At 67.8% G+C, this 20,083-nt stretch carries 16 protein-coding genes and 1 tRNA gene; 10 read left to right on the top strand and 7 right to left on the bottom strand.

The features are described 5' to 3' along the window. Nucleotides 1–187 precede the first annotated feature (187 nt). Nucleotides 188–880, bottom strand: coding sequence for a GntR family transcriptional regulator (locus tag J3R73_RS31015; protein WP_307436696.1), 693 nt, complete (start codon nucleotides 878–880; stop codon nucleotides 188–190). Between the two features lies 1 nt (nucleotide 881). After that, the gene (locus J3R73_RS31010; protein WP_307436695.1) at nucleotides 882–1,022 is read right to left on the bottom strand and encodes a hypothetical protein; all 141 of its coding nucleotides are present in this window, start codon (nucleotides 1,020–1,022) and stop codon (nucleotides 882–884) included. A gap of 116 nt (nucleotides 1,023–1,138) precedes the next feature. Between J3R73_RS31010 and mdcA the strand changes: the two genes are divergently transcribed. From mdcA to J3R73_RS30975, 7 genes are read left to right on the top strand one after another with little or no spacing between them, the layout of a single operon-like run. Then, nucleotides 1,139–2,785 (top strand): malonate decarboxylase subunit alpha, encoded by a 1,647-nt coding sequence (gene mdcA / locus J3R73_RS31005; RefSeq protein ID WP_307436692.1) that lies wholly within the window; start codon nucleotides 1,139–1,141, stop codon nucleotides 2,783–2,785. Nucleotides 2,786–2,809: 24 nt separating this feature from the next. Continuing rightward, complete coding sequence (gene mdcC / locus J3R73_RS31000) at nucleotides 2,810–3,127, top strand: malonate decarboxylase acyl carrier protein (RefSeq protein ID WP_307436689.1); 318 nt, start codon at nucleotides 2,810–2,812, stop codon at nucleotides 3,125–3,127. Further along, entirely contained in the window at nucleotides 3,124–4,026 is a 903-nt protein-coding gene (locus J3R73_RS30995; protein ID WP_307436687.1) for a biotin-independent malonate decarboxylase subunit beta, read from the top strand. The genes mdcC and J3R73_RS30995 overlap by 4 nt, the downstream gene beginning before the upstream one ends. Next, the gene (locus J3R73_RS30990) at nucleotides 4,013–4,729 is read left to right on the top strand and encodes a biotin-independent malonate decarboxylase subunit gamma (RefSeq protein ID WP_307436685.1); all 717 of its coding nucleotides are present in this window, start codon (nucleotides 4,013–4,015) and stop codon (nucleotides 4,727–4,729) included. Before J3R73_RS30995 ends, J3R73_RS30990 begins: the two co-directional genes overlap by 14 nt. Further along, complete coding sequence (mdcG, locus tag J3R73_RS30985; RefSeq protein WP_307437839.1) at nucleotides 4,729–5,358, top strand: malonate decarboxylase holo-[acyl-carrier-protein] synthase; 630 nt, start codon at nucleotides 4,729–4,731, stop codon at nucleotides 5,356–5,358. The genes J3R73_RS30990 and mdcG overlap by 1 nt, the downstream gene beginning before the upstream one ends. Then, complete coding sequence (mdcB, locus tag J3R73_RS30980; protein ID WP_307436682.1) at nucleotides 5,355–6,191, top strand: triphosphoribosyl-dephospho-CoA synthase MdcB; 837 nt, start codon at nucleotides 5,355–5,357, stop codon at nucleotides 6,189–6,191. Before mdcG ends, mdcB begins: the two co-directional genes overlap by 4 nt. Then, entirely contained in the window at nucleotides 6,188–7,087 is a 900-nt protein-coding gene (locus J3R73_RS30975; RefSeq protein WP_307436679.1) for an acyltransferase domain-containing protein, read from the top strand. Before mdcB ends, J3R73_RS30975 begins: the two co-directional genes overlap by 4 nt. Nucleotides 7,088–7,190: 103 nt before the next feature. Here the strand turns inward: J3R73_RS30975 and J3R73_RS30970 are convergent, their stop codons facing one another. Both J3R73_RS30970 and J3R73_RS30965 read right to left on the bottom strand, forming a co-directional pair. After that, nucleotides 7,191–7,484 carry a helix-turn-helix domain-containing protein gene (locus tag J3R73_RS30970; protein WP_307436676.1) on the bottom strand — a complete coding sequence of 98 codons (294 nt, stop codon included), beginning with the start codon at nucleotides 7,482–7,484 and terminating at the stop codon, nucleotides 7,191–7,193. Further along, nucleotides 7,481–7,831: a type II toxin-antitoxin system RelE/ParE family toxin gene (locus J3R73_RS30965; protein ID WP_307436673.1), complete on the bottom strand. Its 351-nt coding sequence runs from the start codon at nucleotides 7,829–7,831 to the stop codon at nucleotides 7,481–7,483. Before J3R73_RS30965 ends, J3R73_RS30970 begins: the two co-directional genes overlap by 4 nt. Nucleotides 7,832–9,543: 1,712 nt before the next feature. Here J3R73_RS30965 and J3R73_RS30960 point away from each other — a divergent pair. The 3 genes from J3R73_RS30960 to J3R73_RS30950 all read left to right on the top strand — a co-directional run bounded on the left by J3R73_RS30960 (nucleotide 9,544) and on the right by J3R73_RS30950 (nucleotide 17,974). Next, complete coding sequence (locus J3R73_RS30960) at nucleotides 9,544–15,261, top strand: autotransporter domain-containing protein (protein ID WP_307436670.1); 5,718 nt, start codon at nucleotides 9,544–9,546, stop codon at nucleotides 15,259–15,261. A gap of 164 nt (nucleotides 15,262–15,425) precedes the next feature. Then, the gene (locus J3R73_RS30955; RefSeq protein ID WP_307436667.1) at nucleotides 15,426–16,046 is read left to right on the top strand and encodes a S1 RNA-binding domain-containing protein; all 621 of its coding nucleotides are present in this window, start codon (nucleotides 15,426–15,428) and stop codon (nucleotides 16,044–16,046) included. An 875-nt stretch (nucleotides 16,047–16,921) separates the two neighbouring features. Beyond that, nucleotides 16,922–17,974: an IS110 family RNA-guided transposase gene (locus J3R73_RS30950; RefSeq protein WP_307430101.1), complete on the top strand. Its 1,053-nt coding sequence runs from the start codon at nucleotides 16,922–16,924 to the stop codon at nucleotides 17,972–17,974. Nucleotides 17,975–17,978: 4 nt separating this feature from the next. Here J3R73_RS30950 and J3R73_RS30945 read toward each other — a convergent pair whose 3' ends face one another. The 3 genes from J3R73_RS30945 to J3R73_RS30935 all read right to left on the bottom strand — a co-directional run bounded on the left by J3R73_RS30945 (nucleotide 17,979) and on the right by J3R73_RS30935 (nucleotide 20,036). Further along, nucleotides 17,979–18,500 carry a hypothetical protein gene (locus J3R73_RS30945; protein WP_307436664.1) on the bottom strand — a complete coding sequence of 174 codons (522 nt, stop codon included), beginning with the start codon at nucleotides 18,498–18,500 and terminating at the stop codon, nucleotides 17,979–17,981. A 651-nt stretch (nucleotides 18,501–19,151) separates the two neighbouring features. After that, a tRNA-Arg gene (locus tag J3R73_RS30940) sits at nucleotides 19,152–19,228 on the bottom strand. Between the two features lie 100 nt (nucleotides 19,229–19,328). Beyond that, the gene (locus J3R73_RS30935) at nucleotides 19,329–20,036 is read right to left on the bottom strand and encodes a TIGR02453 family protein (RefSeq protein WP_307436661.1); all 708 of its coding nucleotides are present in this window, start codon (nucleotides 20,034–20,036) and stop codon (nucleotides 19,329–19,331) included. Between the last annotated feature and the right edge of the window lie 47 nt (nucleotides 20,037–20,083).

Genomic DNA, 20,083 nt, shown 5'->3' with positions numbered 1-20,083 from the left:
GCATAAATACGCTGAACTCTCATACTGATTCGTCACTATTCCGCCTTAGTCGGACGACAAAACTTGAACCGTTCAATATCCTCCAAGACATTGAGCGCGCCACCGCAAGAAGTTCGCGAGACCCATTGCAACGGCATCGCCCCGCGTCGATCGGATCGGCGCGGGGCGTTTTCGTTGTCCGGCGCGATCAGGCCTCCGGCGCTGCGGGCGAGGCGTTCTGCTGCGCGATGTAGCTGTCCAGCGCGCTGGCGGCATTGAGCATGTGGGCGCGCATCCGCCGCCCGGCCTTGTCGCCGTCGCCTTCGGCGATGGCCCGCATCACCGCGTCATGTTCTTCACGCGACCGCGCCAGACGGCGCTCCAGGCGCAGCTGCATCCGGCGGAAGGCATTCAGCCGCGTCCGCACGGCCGCCATCTGCTCGGCGAGGAAGTCGTTGTGCGCGGCGCGGTAGATCGCCTCGTGGAACGCGCGGTTGAGCGCGTCATAGGCGTCGACATCGCCTTTCGCCACCACGGCTTCGCTCGCCTCGTGGATGCGCAGCAGCCGGCTGCGCTCGGCCGGCGTGATGCGATAGGTCGCCAGGCGCACGCAGACGGCCTCCATCTCGGCCATCGTCTCGAACAGGCCCATGATTTCGTCCGCGGTGACCCGGCGGACGATGACCCCGCGGCGCGGGCGGACCTCGACCATGCCGCTGGCGGCGAGCTGGCGCAGCGCCTCCCTGACCGGCGTGCGCGACACCCCGTGCTGGGCGGCGACCTGCTGTTCGTCCAGCGTCGCGCCGGGCGCGAGCTCGCCCGAGGAGATGGCGTCGATCAGCGCGTTGCGGATGCGGTCGGACAGCAGGCCGGCATCGTCTTTCGGATCGGCCTCGGCCATGTCACCCTCCCGCGATGGCGCGGACGGCGAGTCCCTCCCCCGGCAATTGTCCCGCCGGGGTGAAGATCGCCAGCAGCACGGCCTCGCCGATCGCGGCGGCGCCCCTCGTCGATCGCGGCTTCTCAGACTGTCGGATAGCCATGCGCTCTCTCCCGATGTATTCGAACCTTCGCCGATCACGATGAATTGTATGCACAGACTTGCATTGACGGCAAGTTTGAATACAATATCGCCACTCAACCCACAGGAGTGGATGCGGTGCGGCAATGGGATACGCGCAAGCGCCAGCGTGAGGAACGCGTCGCGGCCGGCGCGGCTTTCGCAACCGGGAAGCTGATCGATCCGGAACGGCTGGTCGATTTTCTCGAGGCGGTGCTGAGGCCGGGCGATCGCGTCTGCCTGGAAGGCGACAATCAGAAACAGGCCGACGTGCTCGCCCGCGGGCTCGCGGCCATGGACCCGGCGCGGATCCACGACCTGCACATGGTGCAGTCGGGCGTCGTGCTGCCCGAGCATCTCGATATCTTCGAGAGCGGGATCGCCAGGCGGCTCGACTTCTCCTATTCCGGCCCGCAATCGGCGCGGATCGCCCGCATGCTGTTCGGCGGCAAGGTGCAGCTGGGCGCCGTCCATACCTATCTCGAACTGTTCGCGCGCTATTTCGTCGACCTGACCCCGCAGGTGGCGCTGATCGCCGCCGTGAGCGCCGATCGCCACGGCAATCTCTATACCGGCCCCAACACCGAGGACACGCCGACGGTGGTCGAGGCGACGAGCTTCGGCAGCGGACTGGTCGTCGCCCAGGTCGGCCGCATCGTCGACACGCTGCCGCGCGTCGACATTCCCGGCGACCAGGTGCATTTCGTGCTCGATGCCGGACGCCCCTTCTATGTCGAGCCGCTGTTCACCCGCGATCCGGCGGCGATCACCGAGACCCAGATCCTCACCGCGATGATGGCGATCAAGGGGTTGTACGAGCCCTATGGCGTGCGCCGGCTGAACCACGGCATCGGCTTCAACACCGCCGCGATCGAATTGCTGCTGCCGACCTATGGCGAGAGGCTGGGGCTGAGGGGCCGGATCTGCACGCATTGGGCGCTCAACCCCCACCCGACGCTGATTCCGGCGATCGAGGCGGGCTGGGTCGAGCAGGTGCATTGCTTCGGCTCGGAAGTCGGCATGGAGGACTACCTGGCCGCGCGGTCCGACATCTTCTTCACCGGTCCCGACGGATCGCTGCGTTCCAATCGCGCCTTCAGCCAGACGGCGGGCCTCTACGCCTGCGACATGTTCATCGGCTCGACGCTCCAGATCGACCTGGCGGGCCACTCCTCGACGATCACCGCCAGCCGCATCGCCGGCTTCGGCGGCGCCCCCAACATGGGCTCGGATGCCCGCGGGCGGCGGCATCCGAGCGCGCCCTGGCTGCGCGCCGGCGCGGAGGCCGATCCCGATACCCCGGCGCCGCTGCGGCGCGGCCGCAAGCTCGTCGTGCAGATCGGCGAAACCTTCGGCGAGGGCAACGCGCCGCTGTTCGTCGAGAAGCTCGGCGCGCTGGAACTGGCCGAAAAGCTCGATCTCGAACTGGCGCCGATCATGGTCTATGGTGACGACACCACGCATATCGTCACCGAGGAGGGCATCGCCAATCTCCTGCTGTGCCGCGACGCGGTCGAGCGCGAGCAGGCGATCCGCGGGGTCGCGGGCTTCACCGAGGTCGGCCGCGGACGCGATCCTGCGATCGTGGCCCGCCTGCGCGAACGCAAGGTCATCCAGCGGCCGGAGGATCTCGGCATCGATCCGCTCGATACGAGCCGCAACATGCTGGCCGCGCGCTCGATCAAGGATCTGATGCTCGCCTCGGGCGGGCTCTACCGGCCGCCGAGCCGCTTCCGCAACTGGTAGGAACGAGATTGGTAGGAACGGGACATGGAAGTTCTCCATTTTGACCTCGCGGCGCCGATCCCGGCGCGCGGCACCCGCAGGATGGCGCTGGTCGGCGTCGTCGCCTCGGGCAATCTCGAGGTGCTGGTCGAACGGGGCGGCGCGGCGGACCGCTGCAGCATCGAGATCAACACCGCGGCGCACGGATTTGGCGACCTCTGGGCAGCGGTGACGGCCGATTTCGTCGCCCGGCGCGCGGCGGGCGGGCTGCGCATCGCCGTCAATGACGGCGGCGCCCGGCCCGACACCGTGTCGCTGCGCCTCGCCCAGGGCGTCCGCCTGATGGAGGACCCGCAGCCATGAGCGATCAGCGCCGGAGCTGGTACGAGGCCGGAGCGCGCGAGCGCGTCGCCGCGCTCGTCGATGCCGCAAGCTTCACCGAATATGTCGGCCCGGAGCGCCGGGAGATCAGCCCGCATCTCCGCCTCTTCGATCTGCCGGCCCAGTTCGACGACGGCATCGTCGTCGGCGCCGCCACCCTCGGCGGGAAACCGATCCTGGTCGCCGCGCAGGAGGGCCGCTTCATGGGCGGCGCCTTCGGCGAGGTGCACGGCGCCAAGCTGACGGGCCTGCTGCGCGCGGCCAAGGCGACGGCGCGCGACGTCGTGATCGCCTTCGACACCGGCGGCGTGCGCCTGCAGGAGGCGAATGCCGGCGAGGTCGCCATCGCCGAGATCATGCGCGCGCTGATCGAGGCGCGCCTGGCGCAGGTGCGCGTCGTCGGGCTGATCGGCGGGCGGGCGGGCTGCTTCGGCGGAGGCGGGCTGATCGCCGGCTGCTGCTCGACGCTGATCGTCTCGGAGCAGGGGCGCATCAGCGTCACCGGCCCGGAGGTGATCGAGACCAACAAGGGCGTCGAGGAGTTCGATTCGCGCGATCGCGCCTTCGTGTGGCGGACGATGGGAGGCAAGCACCGCATGCTGATCGGCGGCGCGGACGTCTTCGTCGACGATGACGCGGCAGCGTTCCGCGATGCGGCGCTCGCGGCCCTCGACCGGCCGGTGCGCCTCGACCTCGACACGCTCGCGGCCGAGCAGGCCCGGCTGGAACGCCGCATCGCCCGCTTCGGCGGCGCGGCCGACGCCACGCAGATCTGGAGCGCGCTCGGCATCGACCGTCCGCAGGCGGTGCCCGACCTGCCGGCCGCCGACTTCGCCGCCCTGGCCGCCACCCGACGGGAGAGCGCCGATGACGCCCGCTGAGATCCTCGACGGCCTGTTTCCGGCCGGCCATGCCGTCACCCGCGACGGCGACCTGCTGTCCGGCCGCGGCACGTTGCGCGGCGGCGGCGGCGTCCATGTCGTCGGCGCGGTCGGCCATGCGCCGATCGGCATCGACGAGGCGATCCGCCTGTCCGCCGCCATCCTCGGCATCGTGCAGGGCGGTGACGACGCCCCGATCCTGTTCCTGGCCGACACGGCGAGCCAGCGCATGAGCCGCCGGGACGAATTGCTGGGACTGAACGAATATCTCGCCCATCTCGCCAAGTCGCTGCAGCTGGCGCAGGCCCATGGGCACCGCACCGTCGGCCTGCTCTACGGGGGCAGCGCCGCGGGGGCGTTCATCGCGACGGGGCTCGCCTGCGGGACGCTGGTGGCGCTGCCGGGCGCCCGTCCCGAGGTGATGGACCTGCCGTCGATGGCGCGCGTCACCAAGCTGCCGATCGAGGTGCTCGAGGCGAAGGCCAAGGCGACGCCGGTATTCGCGCCGGGGGTCGACAACCTCGTCCGCATCGGCGGCATCGCCGCCGTCTGGGATCCTGCCGAGGATCTCGCCGGCCGGCTGGAGGCGCTGCTGGCCGGGCCCGAGGCGGGCGACGAGCGCGCGGCGGCCGGCGCGGCCCGCGGCGGGCGGCCGAAGGCGGCCGTCATCGCCGACGAGATCGTGGCGGCGGCGCGCGCGTGATGCGGATCGAGCGGCACGACATCGTCCATCTCGATCCGGCGGCATGGCCCGAGATCGTCGCTGACCACCCGGCCCTGCAGGCGGTCCCGGAAATTGCCGGCTGGACCGGCGCAACCCGTCCGCTGATCGCGCGGCGCCCCGCCTGCGGCGACCGGGCCGGGATGGTGCCGCTCGGGCTCGCGCTGCCGCCCGCGCTCGGCAAGCGGCGGCTGGCGCTCGGCGTCCGGCCGGACGCGATCGCCGCCGTCGCCCCGCCCCCCCGGCTGGCGGATGCGGCCGCGGCGGCGCCCGCCGGATGGCGGGACACCATCGCGGCCCTGGTGGCGGCGGCCCCCGCCACCCGATGTTTCGGCAGCCTCGCCTGGACCTGGCTGACCGGCCTGCCCTATGGCTCCGCGACGTCCGACATCGATCTGCTCTGGCGCGTCGCCTCCCCCGATCGCGCTGCCGGTCTCGCGGCGGCGATCACCACGATCGAGGCGCGGGCGCCGATGCGGCTCGACGGCGAGTTCGTCACGCCGCGCAACCTGGCGGTGCAATGGCGCGAATGGGCCTCGGCGGCCCCCGAAGTGCTGGCGAAATCGGCGGATGATTGCCGGATGGCGCCGCGCGCCATGCTGTTCGCATGACCGCGCTGCGGCGCCCGGCGCCCTGGCAGGGGGCGGAAGCGATCGGGCAGGCGGCCCGGGACTGCCTGCGGCTCGAGATCGCGACCTATCCCAAGCCGGGGCTGGTCAGCCCGGTCGACAGCGGCGCCCATGACGACATGGACGCCGCCATCATGAACCGGAGCGCCGATGCGCTCATGCCGTTCTTCGCGCGGCTGGCGGCGGCCGGCGCCGCCGGCGCGGCCATGGCCGGGCTGCGCACCATCGGCATCGAGGCGGAGACGGCGATGATGGCCGCGACCGGCGGCGTCAACACCCATCGCGGCGCCATCTTCGGCATGGGGCTGCTCTGCGCGGCGGCGGGCTTTCGCGCCCGCTACGGCGCGCCGGGAACCCTCGGATCGATCGTCATGCATCGGTGGGGGCCGGACATCGCCCAGGGGCCGGTGGCGCTGCGCAGCCATGGCACCGCGGTGGCGCGCCGCTATGCGGCGGGCGGCGCCCGCGCCGAGGCGGCCGCCGGCTTCCCGTCGCTCTACCACATCGCCCTGCCGGCCCTGGCCGAGGGCCGCCGCCTGGCGCCGGCCGACGCCGAGGCCGCGCGCGTCCATGCGCTGATGGCCTTGATCGCCGGGGTCGAGGACACCAATCTGCTCTATCGCGGCGGCGCCGCGGGGCTGGTCTTCGCCCGGCAGCAGGCGCACGCCTTCCTCGCCGAGGGGAGCGTCGGGACGGCCGGCTGGCGCGCGCGCGGCATCGCCATCCACGAGGATTTCGTCGCCCGCCGGCTGAGCGCCGGCGGCTGCGCCGACCTGCTCGCAATGGCGCTGTTCGCCGGGCTCGACGCGCCGTGACGCTGGCGCTGCTGTGCTCCGGACAGGGCCATCAGGGCCCCGGCATGCTCGATCTGTTCGCCGAGGCGCCGATCCTCGCCACGGCGGGCGCCCTGCTCGGCCACGACGTGCGGGCCTTCCTCGACACCGCCGGCGAGGAAGCGCTGCATGCCAACCGCGCGAGCCAGATCCTCTGCGTCGCGCGCGGCCTGGCCGCGGCGGCGTGCCTCGCCCCGAAGGGCCCCCTGCTCATCGCGGGCTACAGCGTGGGAGAGATGACCGCCTGGGGCGTGGCCGGCGTCTGGCCGCCGGAGCGCACGCTCCGGCTCGCCGCCCGGCGGGCCGAGCTGATGGATGCGGCGAGCGGCGCGGACGACGGGCTCGGCTATGTGCGCGGCCTGCCGCGGGAGCAGGTCGCCCGGCTCGCCGCGCGGTTCGATTGCGCCATCGCCATCGTCAATCCCGGCGATCTCTTTGTGATCGGCGGCCCGCGCGAAGAGGTGGCCCGATGCTGCCGGGCGGCGCTGGAGGCCGGGGCGGCGGCGGCGCGTGCCATCGCGGTGCGGGTCGCCTCGCACACGCCGCGCCTGTCGGGCGCCGTCGCGCCGTTCCGCGCCGCCCTCGAAGCCTCGCAGCCGGGCCGGCCGGCCCGGGACAGGACGCTGATCGGCGCCGCGGACGGCGCTGTCGTGGCCGGCGCCGCCGGCCTGGCGGGGCTGGCGGCCCAGCTCGCCGCCACGATCGACTGGGCGGCGGTGCTGGAGGCGATGGTCGAACGCGGCATGACGCGAGTGCTCGAACTCGGCCCCGGCACCGCCCTCGCCGACATGGTGCGCAGCGCCTATCCCGCTCTGGACGTGCGCGCCATCGACGATTTCCGCAGCCTCGACGGCATCCAGGCCTGGCTCGCCCGCTGAGAAGGGCATCCCGGAAAGACGATGGGTGGGCCGGGCGCGCCTTTCGGCAGGCGCACGCACCGGCGGTCTCTCTGTAGACGTCGCCGCCTTCCGCTGTCGCCGCCTAGACCAGCTCGACGCGCAGCTTCTTGCCGACAGCGGCGGCGGCGCGCTGCACGGTCCTGAGGTTCACGTCGCCGTCTTCCGGATCGAGCAGGTGATCGAGCTGTGCACGGCTGGTCTCCATCCGTTTCGCCATGTCGACCTTGCTGATCCCCTGCGCGATCATCTGTTCCCTGATCTGCCAGGCAAGGATCTGGCGCGCGGTGTTTTCGACCGCCTCCTCGTGAATGCCCTCCTCCTTCAGGAAATCGTCGAAGGACGATCCGATATGCTTGCCGATGCGCTTGCCGGTCATTGTTCAATCTCCTTTTGCCGTTTGCGGGCCATTTCGAGATCCGATTTTGGTGTCTTCTGCGTCTTCTTGACGAAGCCGTGCAGCAGAACCATGCACCCATCCGCGACGCAGAAAATCACGCGCGCGATCCGGCCGTCCGTCAGGTTGCTGCGCACTTCCCACAGACCGCCTTTCAGCGAGCGGACCAGGGGCATGCCGATCGGCCAGCCGAACTCCACCAGGTGGATGTCCAAGCCGACGATCCGACGGTCCGCCACGGGTAGATCCTTGAGCCAGTCCCTGACCGGCTCCGCCCCCGAGGAAGACCGGTAAAACACTGCCGGAAGTTGTTCGATCGCTGGCCCCATATGTATGGTTCTTAGTACAATGTACTGTTTAGAGTACATGCCGTCAAGGTCCGTTTGGACGCTCAGCCAGCAGGCCGATTGAACCGCCATAGCCGCCTCGTCGCGGTTTCTCATCCTGTTTGTCGCGCGGCACTCCACCGGCGATGCAGGCCTTCGGGGCGCACGAACAAAACACGTACAAATCTTGACATCCGCCCTTTGCCATGGCCTACTTTGTTCCGGAACGAAGCGCGGCGGGGCCAAGGTTCGCGATACCGCCCCGTGCCTTCCACCCACTCCGGCCGATCCCGGTTTATGCCTGCGGCGCGCCAGCCGCATCAAGGCGCTTGTCCGTTTCGTCCTGGCTTGGAAACCAGGACGGGGCCGGCGCTAAGAGGGATCGCTGCAGACCGCCCCATTGCGTCTTCTTCAGGCGCAATGCCGGGACCGCCGACATCCGGTAGCGCCGGGTGTGCGATCACCCGGCCGTCAGGTCTGCACACGGGGCTCGATGAGGAACGTGCCGGGATCGGGCCGCCTTCGGGCCTGCCCTCGATCCCGCGCGAGACAGGAGAGGCGCCGGCCGCCTGCCGAACCGTTCGCGAGAATGGGAGGGCGGGCCTTCCAGGCCGGATCGCCTTGTCGGACGCCGGCGGCCGGCAAACCCGGCCCGCAGCGTCCGCGGCCGCAGCAGCACGGGGACCCGGCTGTTCGGCCGGCGGGGTGCGGCGAAGATATAAGCCGTCCGCCAAGGCCCCTGTCCCGCCCGTTCCGTGGGTGAGGCCTGCGTCCCGACTGGCTTCCCTGGCCCGGAAGCGGTGAAGGGCGCGTGGCCTGTCCGGCGTGGCTGGTGATGGAGGGAACCGTGCCCTCCGGCGCCGGCGATGCCTTCCGTCCGGCAATCCGGGTTCAGGCCGAAGGCTTGGTCCGGATCGATGGGAAACAGCCGGGCCTCGGCGCGTTGCCTGTTGGCGCGTCCCGGCCCGGCGGGAAAGGGGCGACGGCGGCCTTGCACAACATGCCAGGCCACGATTCCTCACGACCACGATCCTACACCGCACCACGGCTGCCACCAGACCAGCCGTCGTCGCCCCGATCTTCCCTTGCACAATCCGGCCCGCTCAGGGCGCGGCGATGAAGACGCATGCCCCATAGCCGGCGCATCGCTTCGACCGCAGGGCGCTGCGGTTCGGGGGCCTCTCCGCGACGGATTCCATCCTCACCACTGCGCCGCTCGGCGGGGATGACGGCAGTCCGCACGAGTGGCGGTAACCGTGCACCGGATCGGCGGGCCGCCGGCCCTCAAATACGGGATATCTGCAAGTCCGCTGCCGCCGAGGTTCCGGCGTCAGGTCCCGGTCCCGGATTTCCGCTATCCTCATCAAACGGCGGCCTCGGCATCAACAGAGATACAGTTTAACTTTGTTACCCCCGTCACCAATAGCCTCGAATTTCGGCAAAAATGCGTCATTCTCTTGAATTTCGGACCTTCACCCGCGTAATGTGACTTAATCACGTACCGTAATTATAAATTAATACCCCAGTTTAGTTTCGACGTACAACATTTAAAATTTCGTTTTTATTGAAGATAAATTCAAAATTACAAGCTCTGCAGGCTTCAATTTACGAAGATGGACATGCTAAACTTCGATGGAAGACTGCCCGCTCGCCGCGGTGCGGCCCTGGCTTTGCCGTGAAGACGGCCGGCTGCCATTTTCGTTCAGGAAGCCGTCATGAAGAAGCCGCGTATTGCCCTCCTGATTTCAGCCGCACCCTGTGCCTTGTCGAGCGCGTGGCGGGTTGACTCACGCTCGGGCGCCCGCCGGCGCAAGGCCAGCCCGCCCGTCATCGCCATGGCCGGCGCCCTGGCGCTGGCCATGGCCAGCCCGGCCTTCGCCGCCGACGGCGCGAACGGCACCCCCGGCACGGACGGAACCCCGGGGGCCACGGGCACCGCCAACAGCACGGCGCCGGACCATACCGGCGGTGACGGCTCATCGGGCAATGCCGGCGGGAATGGCGGCACAGGCGGCAATGGCGCCAATGGCGGCGCGGCGGGCGCCAAAGGCACCTCGGGCGCAACCCTGCCGACGGGGCCCTATAGCACCAGCGGCAACGTGACCGGCGGTGATGCGAGCAATGGCAATGCGGGCGGCGACGGCGGCACAGGCGGCGCGGGCGGCACAGGCGGCAGCGGCGGGGCCGGCGGCCTCGGCGGTGCGGCCGGGACTCTCAGCGGCGGCGGCGATGGCGGCGCCGGAGGGGTCGGCGGCGCCGGCGGCAGCGGCGGCCAGGGCGGAACGGGCGGCAACGGCTCGGTCGGCGGCATCGGCGGCGCCGGGCTGCAATCCAGCGTGAGCGGCGTCACCATCACCAATAGCGGCTTCAGCGTTTCCGGCGGAACCGGCGGTATCGGCGGCGCCGGCGGTGACGCAGGATCAGGCGGCGCCGGCGGCGATGGCGGCGTCGGCGGCGCAGGCGGGGGCGGGGCTGACGGCGGTACGGCTCCCGCCATCGGCTCGGGGGGAGACGGCGGCGATGGCGGCGCGGGCGGCGTCGGCGGCCAGGGCGGCGCTTCCGGCACGCAAGGGGGAACCGGCGGGAATGGCGGGGATGGCGGCGCCGGCATTGCCATCAACGACGGCACGATCATCAATATAAATGGCGGCACGATCAGCGGCGGCACCGGCGGGGATGGCGGTGCCGGTGGCGGGCTCGGCACCGGCGGCAGCGGGGGCACAGGCGGCCTTGGCGGCACGGGCGGCGTCGGCGGGGCTGGCGGCGGCACCGGCGACGCGGGCGGCGATGGGGTTTCCGGCGTTACCGGAGCCGACGGCACCGCCGGGACCGTCACCGGAACGACGATAGCCAATGGCGAAGCCGGCAATGGCGGCATCGCGATCAGCGGCAACAATCTTGTCATTCAGAACGGACAGGGCAGCACGATCCAGGGCGGCAATGGCGGCGCCGTCGGTCTGCTCGGCTCCGGCGGCATCGCGATCAGAGGCACCAATCTCACCATCGTGACCAGCGGCAAGATCGCCGGCGGCATGTCCGGTGACGGCACGACGCAGGCCAATGCCATCAAATTCCAGCCCAACGGCAACAACTCGCTCGAACTGCAAGCCGGTTATGACATCGAAGGCCACGTCAATGCCGCAGGCACCGTCGACACGCTCATTCTCGGCGGGGCGACCGATGCCACCTTCGATACCAGCCTGGTCGCCGCCATCTTTCAGCCCGGCGTGCAATATGCGGGCTTCGATGTGTTCAGGAAGACCGGTGACAGCGCCTGGACGCTGACGAACACGAGCACGGCCGTGATGGCCTGGACCATCGTCCAGGGCTCGTTCGTCATCTCGGCCGACGGTGCGCTCGGCGACGCCTCCGGCGCCCTTACCTTCGACAATACCACGGCGGTCTCGGGCGGCGTGGCACCGACGCTGGAGACGTCGGCGGACATCGAAAGCACACGGAACATCGTGCTGGCCACCAGCGGCACCTTCGAGACCGATACCGGCACGACGTTGACGCTGGACGGTGTCGTCTCCGGAGGCGGCGGCCTGGTCAAGACAGGCGCGGGTACGCTCGTCTTGGCCGGCACCAACACCTATTCGGGCGGCACGGCCTTGTCGGACGGTACGCTGTCGGTCGCCGCCGAGAACAATCTCGGCAATGTCTCGGGCGGGCTGACCTTCAACGGCGGCACGCTGGAGGTGACCGGCACGGGCTTCACCTCGACGACCCGCAGCATCATTTGGGGCGACAAGGGCGGCGGCTTCGACATCGACGCCGCCGGCAACGCGTTCACCGTCAGCCAGACCCTGACCGGTATCGGCGGCCTCACCAAGAGCGGCGCCGGCACGCTGGTGCTGTCGGGCGCCGACACCTATGCGGGGGCGACGACGGTTTCGGCGGGCACGCTGAAGGGCGGGGCGGCCAACGCCTTCAGCGCGGCAAGCGCGACGACGGTCGCCAGCGGCGCGACGCTCGATCTCGGCGGCTACAGCCAGGCGATCGGCTCGCTGGCCGGCGCCGGCACGGTGACCAACAGCGGCGGCGCGGCCGCGGCCCTCACCGCCGGCGGCGATGATAGCTCCACCACCTTCTCGGGCGTGATCGAGGACGGCACGAGCGCGACCGCCCTGACCAAGACCGGCACGGGCACGCTGACCCTGTCGGGCGCCAGCACCTTCACCGGGGCGACCACGGTCTCCGGCGGCGCCCTTGAGATCGACGGTTCGAGCGACAGCGCGACCACGGTCAAGTCCGGCGCCAGCCTGCAGGGCGGCGGCACCATCAAGGCCGGCGTCGGCATCGAGAGCGGCGGCCACCTCGTCGGTGCATCCGGCTCGACGCTGACGATGAACGGGCTGACGCTGGCGAGCGGCTCGAATGTCGACGTCACGCTGGGCACGCCGTCGTCGACGGCCCTGTTCGACGTCAAGGGCGACCTCACCCTCGACGGCACCCTCAATGTCAGCGACGCCGGCGGCTTCGGCGCCGGCGTCTACCGCATCATGGATTACGCCGGCACGCTCACCGACAACGGCCTCGCTATCGGCACCACGCCGGACGGGACCTCGGCCTCGGACCTCTATGTGCAGACGGCGGTCGATCACCAGGTCAATCTGGTCGACAGCAGCGGCGTCACCGTAAACTTCTGGAACGGCGGCACGACGGCACCGGACGGCACCATCCATGGCGGCACCGGCACCTGGACCACGACGGGCGCCAACTGGACGGACCAGGACGGCAATGCGCCCGGCCCGATGAAGCCGCAGCCGGGCTTTGCGGTGTTCGAGGCCGCGGCGGGCACCGTCACCGTCGACGACGACGGCGGCCTTGCCCCGGTGAGCGTCACCGGCATGCAGTTCGCGACCAGCGGCTACACCGTGACGGGCGATGCGATCACCCTGGCGCCGGCCAGCGGCGCGGCGATCATCCGCGTCGGCGACGGCACCGCGGACGGCAGGACGATGACCGCCACCATCGCCTCGGTGCTCGAGGGCACGGGCGGGCTGAAGAAGACCGATTACGGCACCCTCGTCCTCGCCGGCACCAATATCTATGCCGGCGGCACCACCATCGCGGCGGGCACGCTGTCGGTTTCGGCCGACGCCAATCTCGGCGATATCTCGGGCGGCCTCACCTTCGATGCGACCGGCGGGCCGCAGGACAGCGCGCCGACGCTGCAGACGACGGCGGACGTCACCAGCGCCCGCAGCGTGACGCTGACCACCAACGGCGCCTTCGACGCCGCGGCCGCCACCACGCTGACGCTGACCGGCACCGTCGCCGGGGCGGGCGGCCTGACCAAGGCGGGCGCCGGCACGCTGGTGCTCACCGGCGCCAACATTTATCAGGGCGGCACGCTGATCTCGGCCGGCACCCTGCAGGCCGCGGCGGCGAGCCTCGGCTCGGGCTCGATCGAGGACGATGCCGCCCTGGTGCTCGACCAGGCGAGCGACGATACCCTCGCCAATACCGTCACCGGCACCGGCACGCTCACCAAGACGGGCACGGGCATGCTCACCCTGTCGGGCAGCAATTCCTATGCGGGCGGCACCACGATCGAGGAAGGCACGCTCGCCGTCTCCGCCGACGCCAATCTCGGCGACGCCGCCAGCGGGGTGACCTTCTCCGGCGGCACGCTGGAGGCGACCTCCTCCTTCGCGACCACCCGCAGCTTCACCTTCGACCAGGCCGCGACGCTGCAGGTCGATGCCGGCGCCAGCCTCGTCGACGGCGGCAGTCTCGGCGGCACCGGCGCCTTGGCCAAGACCGGCACCGGCACGCTGGTGCTCAACGGCGACAGCAGCGCCTACACCGCCGCAACCACGGTCTCGGCCGGCAAGCTGGTGGTCGGCGACGATGCCTCCTCCGGCGCCAGCCTGGCCAGTATCGTCACGGTGCAGGACGGCGCGGCGCTCGGCGGCAAGGGCTCGATCGGCGGCCTCGTGGTCGAGAGCGGCGGCACCGTCGCCCCCGGCAATTCGATCGGCACCCTCACCGTCAACGGCAATGTCGTGTTCGACGCCGGCTCGATCTACGACGTCGAGGCAGACCCGGCCAGCGGCGACAGCGACCTCATCCATGCCACCGGCACCGCGACCCTCAATGGCGGCTCGGTGCTGCATCTCGGCCTCGGCGGCACCTACCAGGCGCTGCAGACCTACACCATCCTGGAGGCCGACAGCGGCGTCACCGGCACCTTCGCCACCATCAGTTCCAACTACGCCTTCATCGATCCGGTCCTCGGCTATACCGCCGACAGCGTGACGATGACGCTCGCCCGCAACGACGTCTCCTTCGCTTCGGTGGCTGAGACGCGCAACGAGGCGACGACGGGCGCGGCGGTCGACAGCCTGCCGCCGGGGACCAACGCGGTGTGGAACGCCGTCGCCGTGCTCGATGCCGCCGGGGCGCGGCACGCCTTCAACCAGCTTTCGGGCGAGGTGCACGCCTCGCTCGCCGGGCAGATGATCGAGGACAGCCGCTTCGTGCGCGAGGCCGCCCTCGACCGGCTGCGCGACGCCTTCTGTGCCACCGGCTTCGGCGCCAGCCCCGCCCGGCCGGATGCCGGCGGTATCACCGCCGGCGCCGGCTGCGAGGCCGATCCCGGCCGCTTCACCGCCTGGGGCCATGCCTTCGGCGCCTGGGGTCATGCCGGCACCGACGGCAATGCCGCCTCATCCTCGCGCTCGATCGGCGGCTTCGTCGCCGGCCTCGATGCGCCGATCTTCGACGACTGGCGCGCCGGCCTGCTGGCGGGCTACAGCCAGTCGAATGTCGACGTCGACGCCAGAGGCTCCTCGGCCACCAGCGACGATTATACGCTCGGCCTCTATGGCGGCAGGCAATGGGGCGCGCTCGCCCTCCGGCTCGGCGGCGCCTATACCTGGCACGACATCGACACCAGCCGCACGGTGGCCTTCGGCGGCTTCGCCGGCTATCCGCAGGCGAGCTACCATGCCAGTACGGCGCAGGCCTTCGGCGAACTCGGCTACCGGCTGACCAGCGGCGGCATCGGGCTCGAACCCTTCGCCAACCTCGCTTACGTCAACCAGCATGTCGACGGCTTCACCGAGGAAGGCAGCGCCGCCGCGCTCACCGCGTCCGGCCGCAACGAGGGGGTGACCTTCTCCACCCTCGGCTTCCACCTCGCCGGCACCTTCGAGACCGCCGGCCTGCCGGTCACCGCCAGGGCGACGCTCGGCTGGCGCCATGCCTATGGCGAGACCACGCCGACCTCGCTGTTCGCCTTCTCCGGCGGCAGCAGCCAATTCGAGGTCGCCGGCCTGCCGGTCACCCGCGACGCCGCCATCGTCGATGCCGGCCTCGATGTCCACCTCACGCCGAGCACCACCTTCGGCGTCAGCTATGGCGGCCAGTTCGGGCGAAACGCCATCGACCAGAGCGCGAAGGGTACGCTGACGGTCGACTTCTGAACGGGAAGAAGCCCCCATTCTCCTCGGAAACCCCGATGCCGGCGGGACCTCGGCAGACGGGACCATGGAGATTTTCGGAAGTTGGTTCGTGCTGCCTGCCATTCCGAATCCATTTTTTGGGCGTGGACTGGTGGCAGGTTTCCGCTTGTGCTAGCGTAGAAAGCATGATTTCGCCAAATCCGAGGACAGATGCCGTTGAGGCGCTGCCGCAGGAACCAGCAGGAATAGAAGATCCGCCGAAAAACGACGTTCCCATCGCCCCGGGGATCGTGACCTGCTTTCACACCCTCGAAGAAGGCCAGTTAGTTGGGGTCACAGTCAAAAGAGTCGAGGATTATGGCGCGTTCGCCGATGTTGATGGAGCGAACGGCGCGGTAGGACTGATTTTGATCGTTGAGATTTCGTGGACCCGTGTCTCTCATCCCACCGCATTCCTCTCGCCGGGCCAACGTCTCCAAGCAAAGATAATCCGGATCAGTCCCGACAGAAGCAAAGTCTCCCTGAGTCTGAAGGCTCTTCATCCGGACCCGTGGCAAGATATCGACATCAAATATCCATTGCAGTCGATGGTTACTGGCCGCACGCGCAGTATCTCGAACTACGGCTTCTTTGTCGAATTGGAACCGGGGGTGGAGGGGCTGGTCCGATTTCCAGAAATGCCCCAGCCAAATAGCGCCCCCTTTGTTGGTCAGCACGTTCGGGTACAAATCCTAGCCCTTGAACCGATGAAGCGTCGCATTCTACTGGGGTTATTGCCACCACAACAGGAGGCGGAACTCCGATGATGCGTCGCAGTTTCATGGGGTTAGCCGCATTTCCAGGAGGGCTTCCATACGGACGACCTACACATGCAGGCCCCCCTATCTAGTGGTCTGAATCTGACGCTTGGTTCCCGATCTGACGGAGCGGCGTAGCTTTCGGAACCAGCGGGCTTGAACTGAACGACGGCAACGGGGCACAAAGCTGCCGTCGTCTCTGCAATGCCCAGTTTGTTCTGGAGTGGTAGAAAACTGGCGTCCCGGAAGGACGCCAACTATATGTCCTAAATAATAGAATTTTCTAAATTATCTATAACTTCGTTTGATCATACCCCACCAATCACCCAAACAGTTGCGGCGATTTGCTACGAACAATGGCGAGCAGCGGTGGGACAAAAGCACACCGACGGCGGTATTCGCGGGCATCGCCATTAAATAGATTTCGTCGCGGAGTTACCACTCTTGCTGGCTTCTCTTTGGGCTTTCTGCTTTTCGCGTTTGGCCCGGCGTGCATCTTCAAGGCCCTGTTGAGCTGCTGTCGGTGTAGGCGCCCCGCCCTGCGCCGCCTCTGCACGTGCAAGATGAAGAGCTTTCTGGGAATCGTCTAGCCATGGCGGCACGTGCAGCGCAGATGGGTTATACAAGGGCGGCAGACTGACTTTTTTGGGCATTGGCCATAAGATGCCCTGCACGATCCCCTTGTATAATCAAAATCTGCCAAAATTGTCTCGCCTTGTAGAGGCGCCGGGCCTGGGGTGGCCACCCCAGGCCCGGCGGCGATCATCGGATCGTGATTCCCGAAGCCCTGGGGCTGTGGGGAAGCTGGATCGTGATCGCCTCTTCCTTCACCCCGTGTGGTTGATCGAACCTCGGGTTCGCGTAGCAAGGTTGGGGAGACGAAGATGGGCAAACTTAGCACAAAGTCCAAAATCAGTCAGGCCAGCACGGTAAAAGCTGGCTCCGTCAAAAAAGGAGGCATCGAACGCTCCGAGCCGGCGGCGGCCGCCCCCGTCAAAGACGCCGGCCGCTCAGCCGGCATCGATGTCGGCAAGGCCAAGCTGGACAGCGCCATTCACAATCAGAGTGGCGTGTGGGCGGATGAAAACGATGCGGCCGGCTGGCAAGCCGTGGTGGAGCGCTTCAAGGCCCAGGGCGTGACACGCGTCGGCATGGAGGCCAGCGGCGGCTATGAGCGGGGCATCGCCCAGGCTCTGCGCCAGGCGGGCTTCGAGGTGATCCTGCATCAGCCTATCCAGATGCGGGCTTTCGCCAAGGCCCGGCTGCAGCGGGCCAAGAATGATCGCATCGACGCGGTTCTGATCGCAGCCTTCACCGCGATTCTGGGCGGGCGAACCCACAAGCCGGATCCCCGCCTGACCGCCTTGTGGGACACGCTGGTGCATCTGGAGCAGATCGAGGCGGACGAGGCGCGCCATAAAACACGCCTCGAGCACTGCAAGGACAAGCGTGTCCGACGCATGATCGAGGCCGACATCCGCCGCTGTCGTCTGCAAAGCGGCGTCGAGGAGCGGCGGCTGCGCGATCACCTCAAGCAATATCCCGATCTCGCCGAGAAATACGAACTGCTGTTCTCCATTCCCGGCATCGGCTCGCGCACGGCAATCACCCTTGTGATCGCCATGCCCGAATTGGGAACCCTCTCACGCGAGCGGATCGCTGCCCTGGCCGGCCTCGCCCCCTTCGATTGCGACAGCGGCGACAGCCACGGCCAACGACGCATTGCCGGCGGCAGGGCCAGAGTCCGCAAAGCTCTCTACGGCGCTGCCGTCCCCGCTGCCCATTTTTGGAACCCGCAACTCAAAGCCGTCTACAAGCGCCTCATCACTGCTGGCAAAACCAAAAAGCAGGCCATGGTCGCATGCGCCAGAAAGCTTCTCATCTACGCAAATACCGTTCTCGCCAGACGCTCGCCCTGGCAAGAAAAAACACCATGAACGATTATGGTTGCTTCTCTATGGCCAGTGCTGAGCCAAGGTAGGTCAGCCAATCTGAGGTCTGATTAAAAAAATTCCGCTGTAGCAGGAGTAGGCTTTTGTCCACCTGCCTCCAGGACAGCTCAAAACCCGTTTCTGCATCGGCGGCGGCCTGCAAGTCGGAGAAGAATAATCCTTCTCCGCGACTAGTAACTTCATCCTGCCAGCTGCAATGAGCGAACTGATTTCGAATCTTGAGGCAGTGCTTCGACATCCTGAGCACATCTCGATATTCGTCGCGAAGACCAATTTCGTCGTAGGCGGGGGCCATCAGTGCGTCCGCAGCGTCAATACGGCTTGACGTTGTACGCAAACGGTAAATCGCCTTCAGAACCCGCTCCCGCGCACCTATCGCTATCGATGCGTTCTCCGCGATTGAATATTCCAGTTCGCCGAATGCCGCGAGCATATAACCGATTAGCGCCGCTTCAATCGGGAAGCGGATCAATGCCGGCTCAGTTACTTTGAATGGTGTTCCGATCGCCATCGTCAACGCCCTTGATAATACCTACGTTCGCGCCAATTTCAGCGTCGGGCATGCCCGACTTACGTTTGCCTGGCCGTACCGTCCACCGCAGGATCATGGCATGAAAAGCGGATCGAGATCGACCGCGACACCATCCGCCGGGCAGTGAGGAAGTACGCATGGTCTATCGCCAGGGGCGCTGCAACCGCACGGCAAGTTGGCACCCAATGATCACTATCTGGAAAAATATAGACCAACGGTGATCATAATAGCCGTCGTGAGGATTTCCCAACCGATTGCCATGTAGAATTGGCCCGGCTTGTCGGTTCGACTTATATCGCCTCGATGTATTTTTTGAGCTATTCGACCAACCGTGATGAGTAAAAGTACTGCGATGGGAAAATAAAGGGGAGACCATCGTTTCACTAGCGTTTCTTTTAAATGAGAAAAAAACCTGCCTTTCTGGGTAGGTCCTGACACTTGACAACTTCAACTGGGCCGTATCACTCGATCTCTCGGGGTAGTCGTCAACTTGCCCTCGACTTTGACGTAGGCTTTTCAACCATCGCCCTTTCGCTATGCTGAAGCCTAACCCTTACCATGCTCGCGCCTCCACTTTTCGAGTGGCATTTCGCGCTCATTCTCATTGCCGATATGGATCCACATCTTAACTGGCGTCCCGGAAGGGATTCGAACCCCTGACCTACGGTTTAGGAAACCGTTGCTCTATCCTGCTGAGCTACCGGGACAGGCCATGGGCGGCACGAAAACCCGTTCGGGGGGCAAAGGTCAAGTGCTTTCGGCGGTTCGCGGCAAAATGGCCGTGCCGCGCGCCGTGCGGCGTCCCGGCTAGCCCCGGGCGGGCTCGATCGTGCTCAGGGCGGACCAGCCGAATTCGAGCAGGGGCAGGCTGTCCTCGATGAAGGAGAGGCAGTCCGCCAGCAGATCGGGCTGGGTGAGGCGGCTCTCGGCGATCGGCCGGCGGGCGACGAAGGATTTGAGCTTCAGCGCCGCCAGCACAGCCTCGTCGGTGACGCCGGCCGCCTCGCGCGGGGCGCGCTTCAGGCTCCAGCGCGGGTCGAACGCCAGCCCCTGCCCGGACAGGGCGGCCAGCAGCGCCTTCAGGCGGGCGGGATCGGCGAGGATGGAACCGCGGAAGGCGGCGAGCCCCGCGGTGTCGAGATCGTGGAAGCCGGCGCCGAAGAAGGATTCCTCCGGGCCGACATGGATATAGAACACGCCCTGCCCGTCCTTGCTGCCGGAGCGGCTCAGCAGGGCGCTGGCATGGGTCTTGAACGGCGTCTTGTCCTTGGCGAAGCGGACGTCGCGATGGATGCGGAAGATCGAGGCCTTGGGCGATCCGCGCAGCGGCAGCCCGCGGGCGATGCAGGCCTCGTTCAGGCTGGAGACGAGGGCGGAGAGCGGCTGCAGGACCTCGCTCTCATACAGCGCCTTGTTCTCCTGGAACCAGGCGCGGTCCTGGTGGAAGCCGAGCGCCCGGAAGAAGGGCAGCGCCTTGTCGCCGAAGCCGTGGAAGGAGGAAGAGGGTGCGGACATGAAGCGATCCCGGGCCGCCGCCACCGGCGCGCGCCGTAGAGGCCTAA

This window comes from Labrys monachus (assembly GCF_030814655.1).
Lineage (GTDB): Bacteria > Pseudomonadota > Alphaproteobacteria > Rhizobiales > Labraceae > Labrys > Labrys monacha.
The sequence above is the reverse complement of the archived record's forward strand: the minus strand, read 5'-3'. Positions and strand labels throughout refer to the sequence as shown.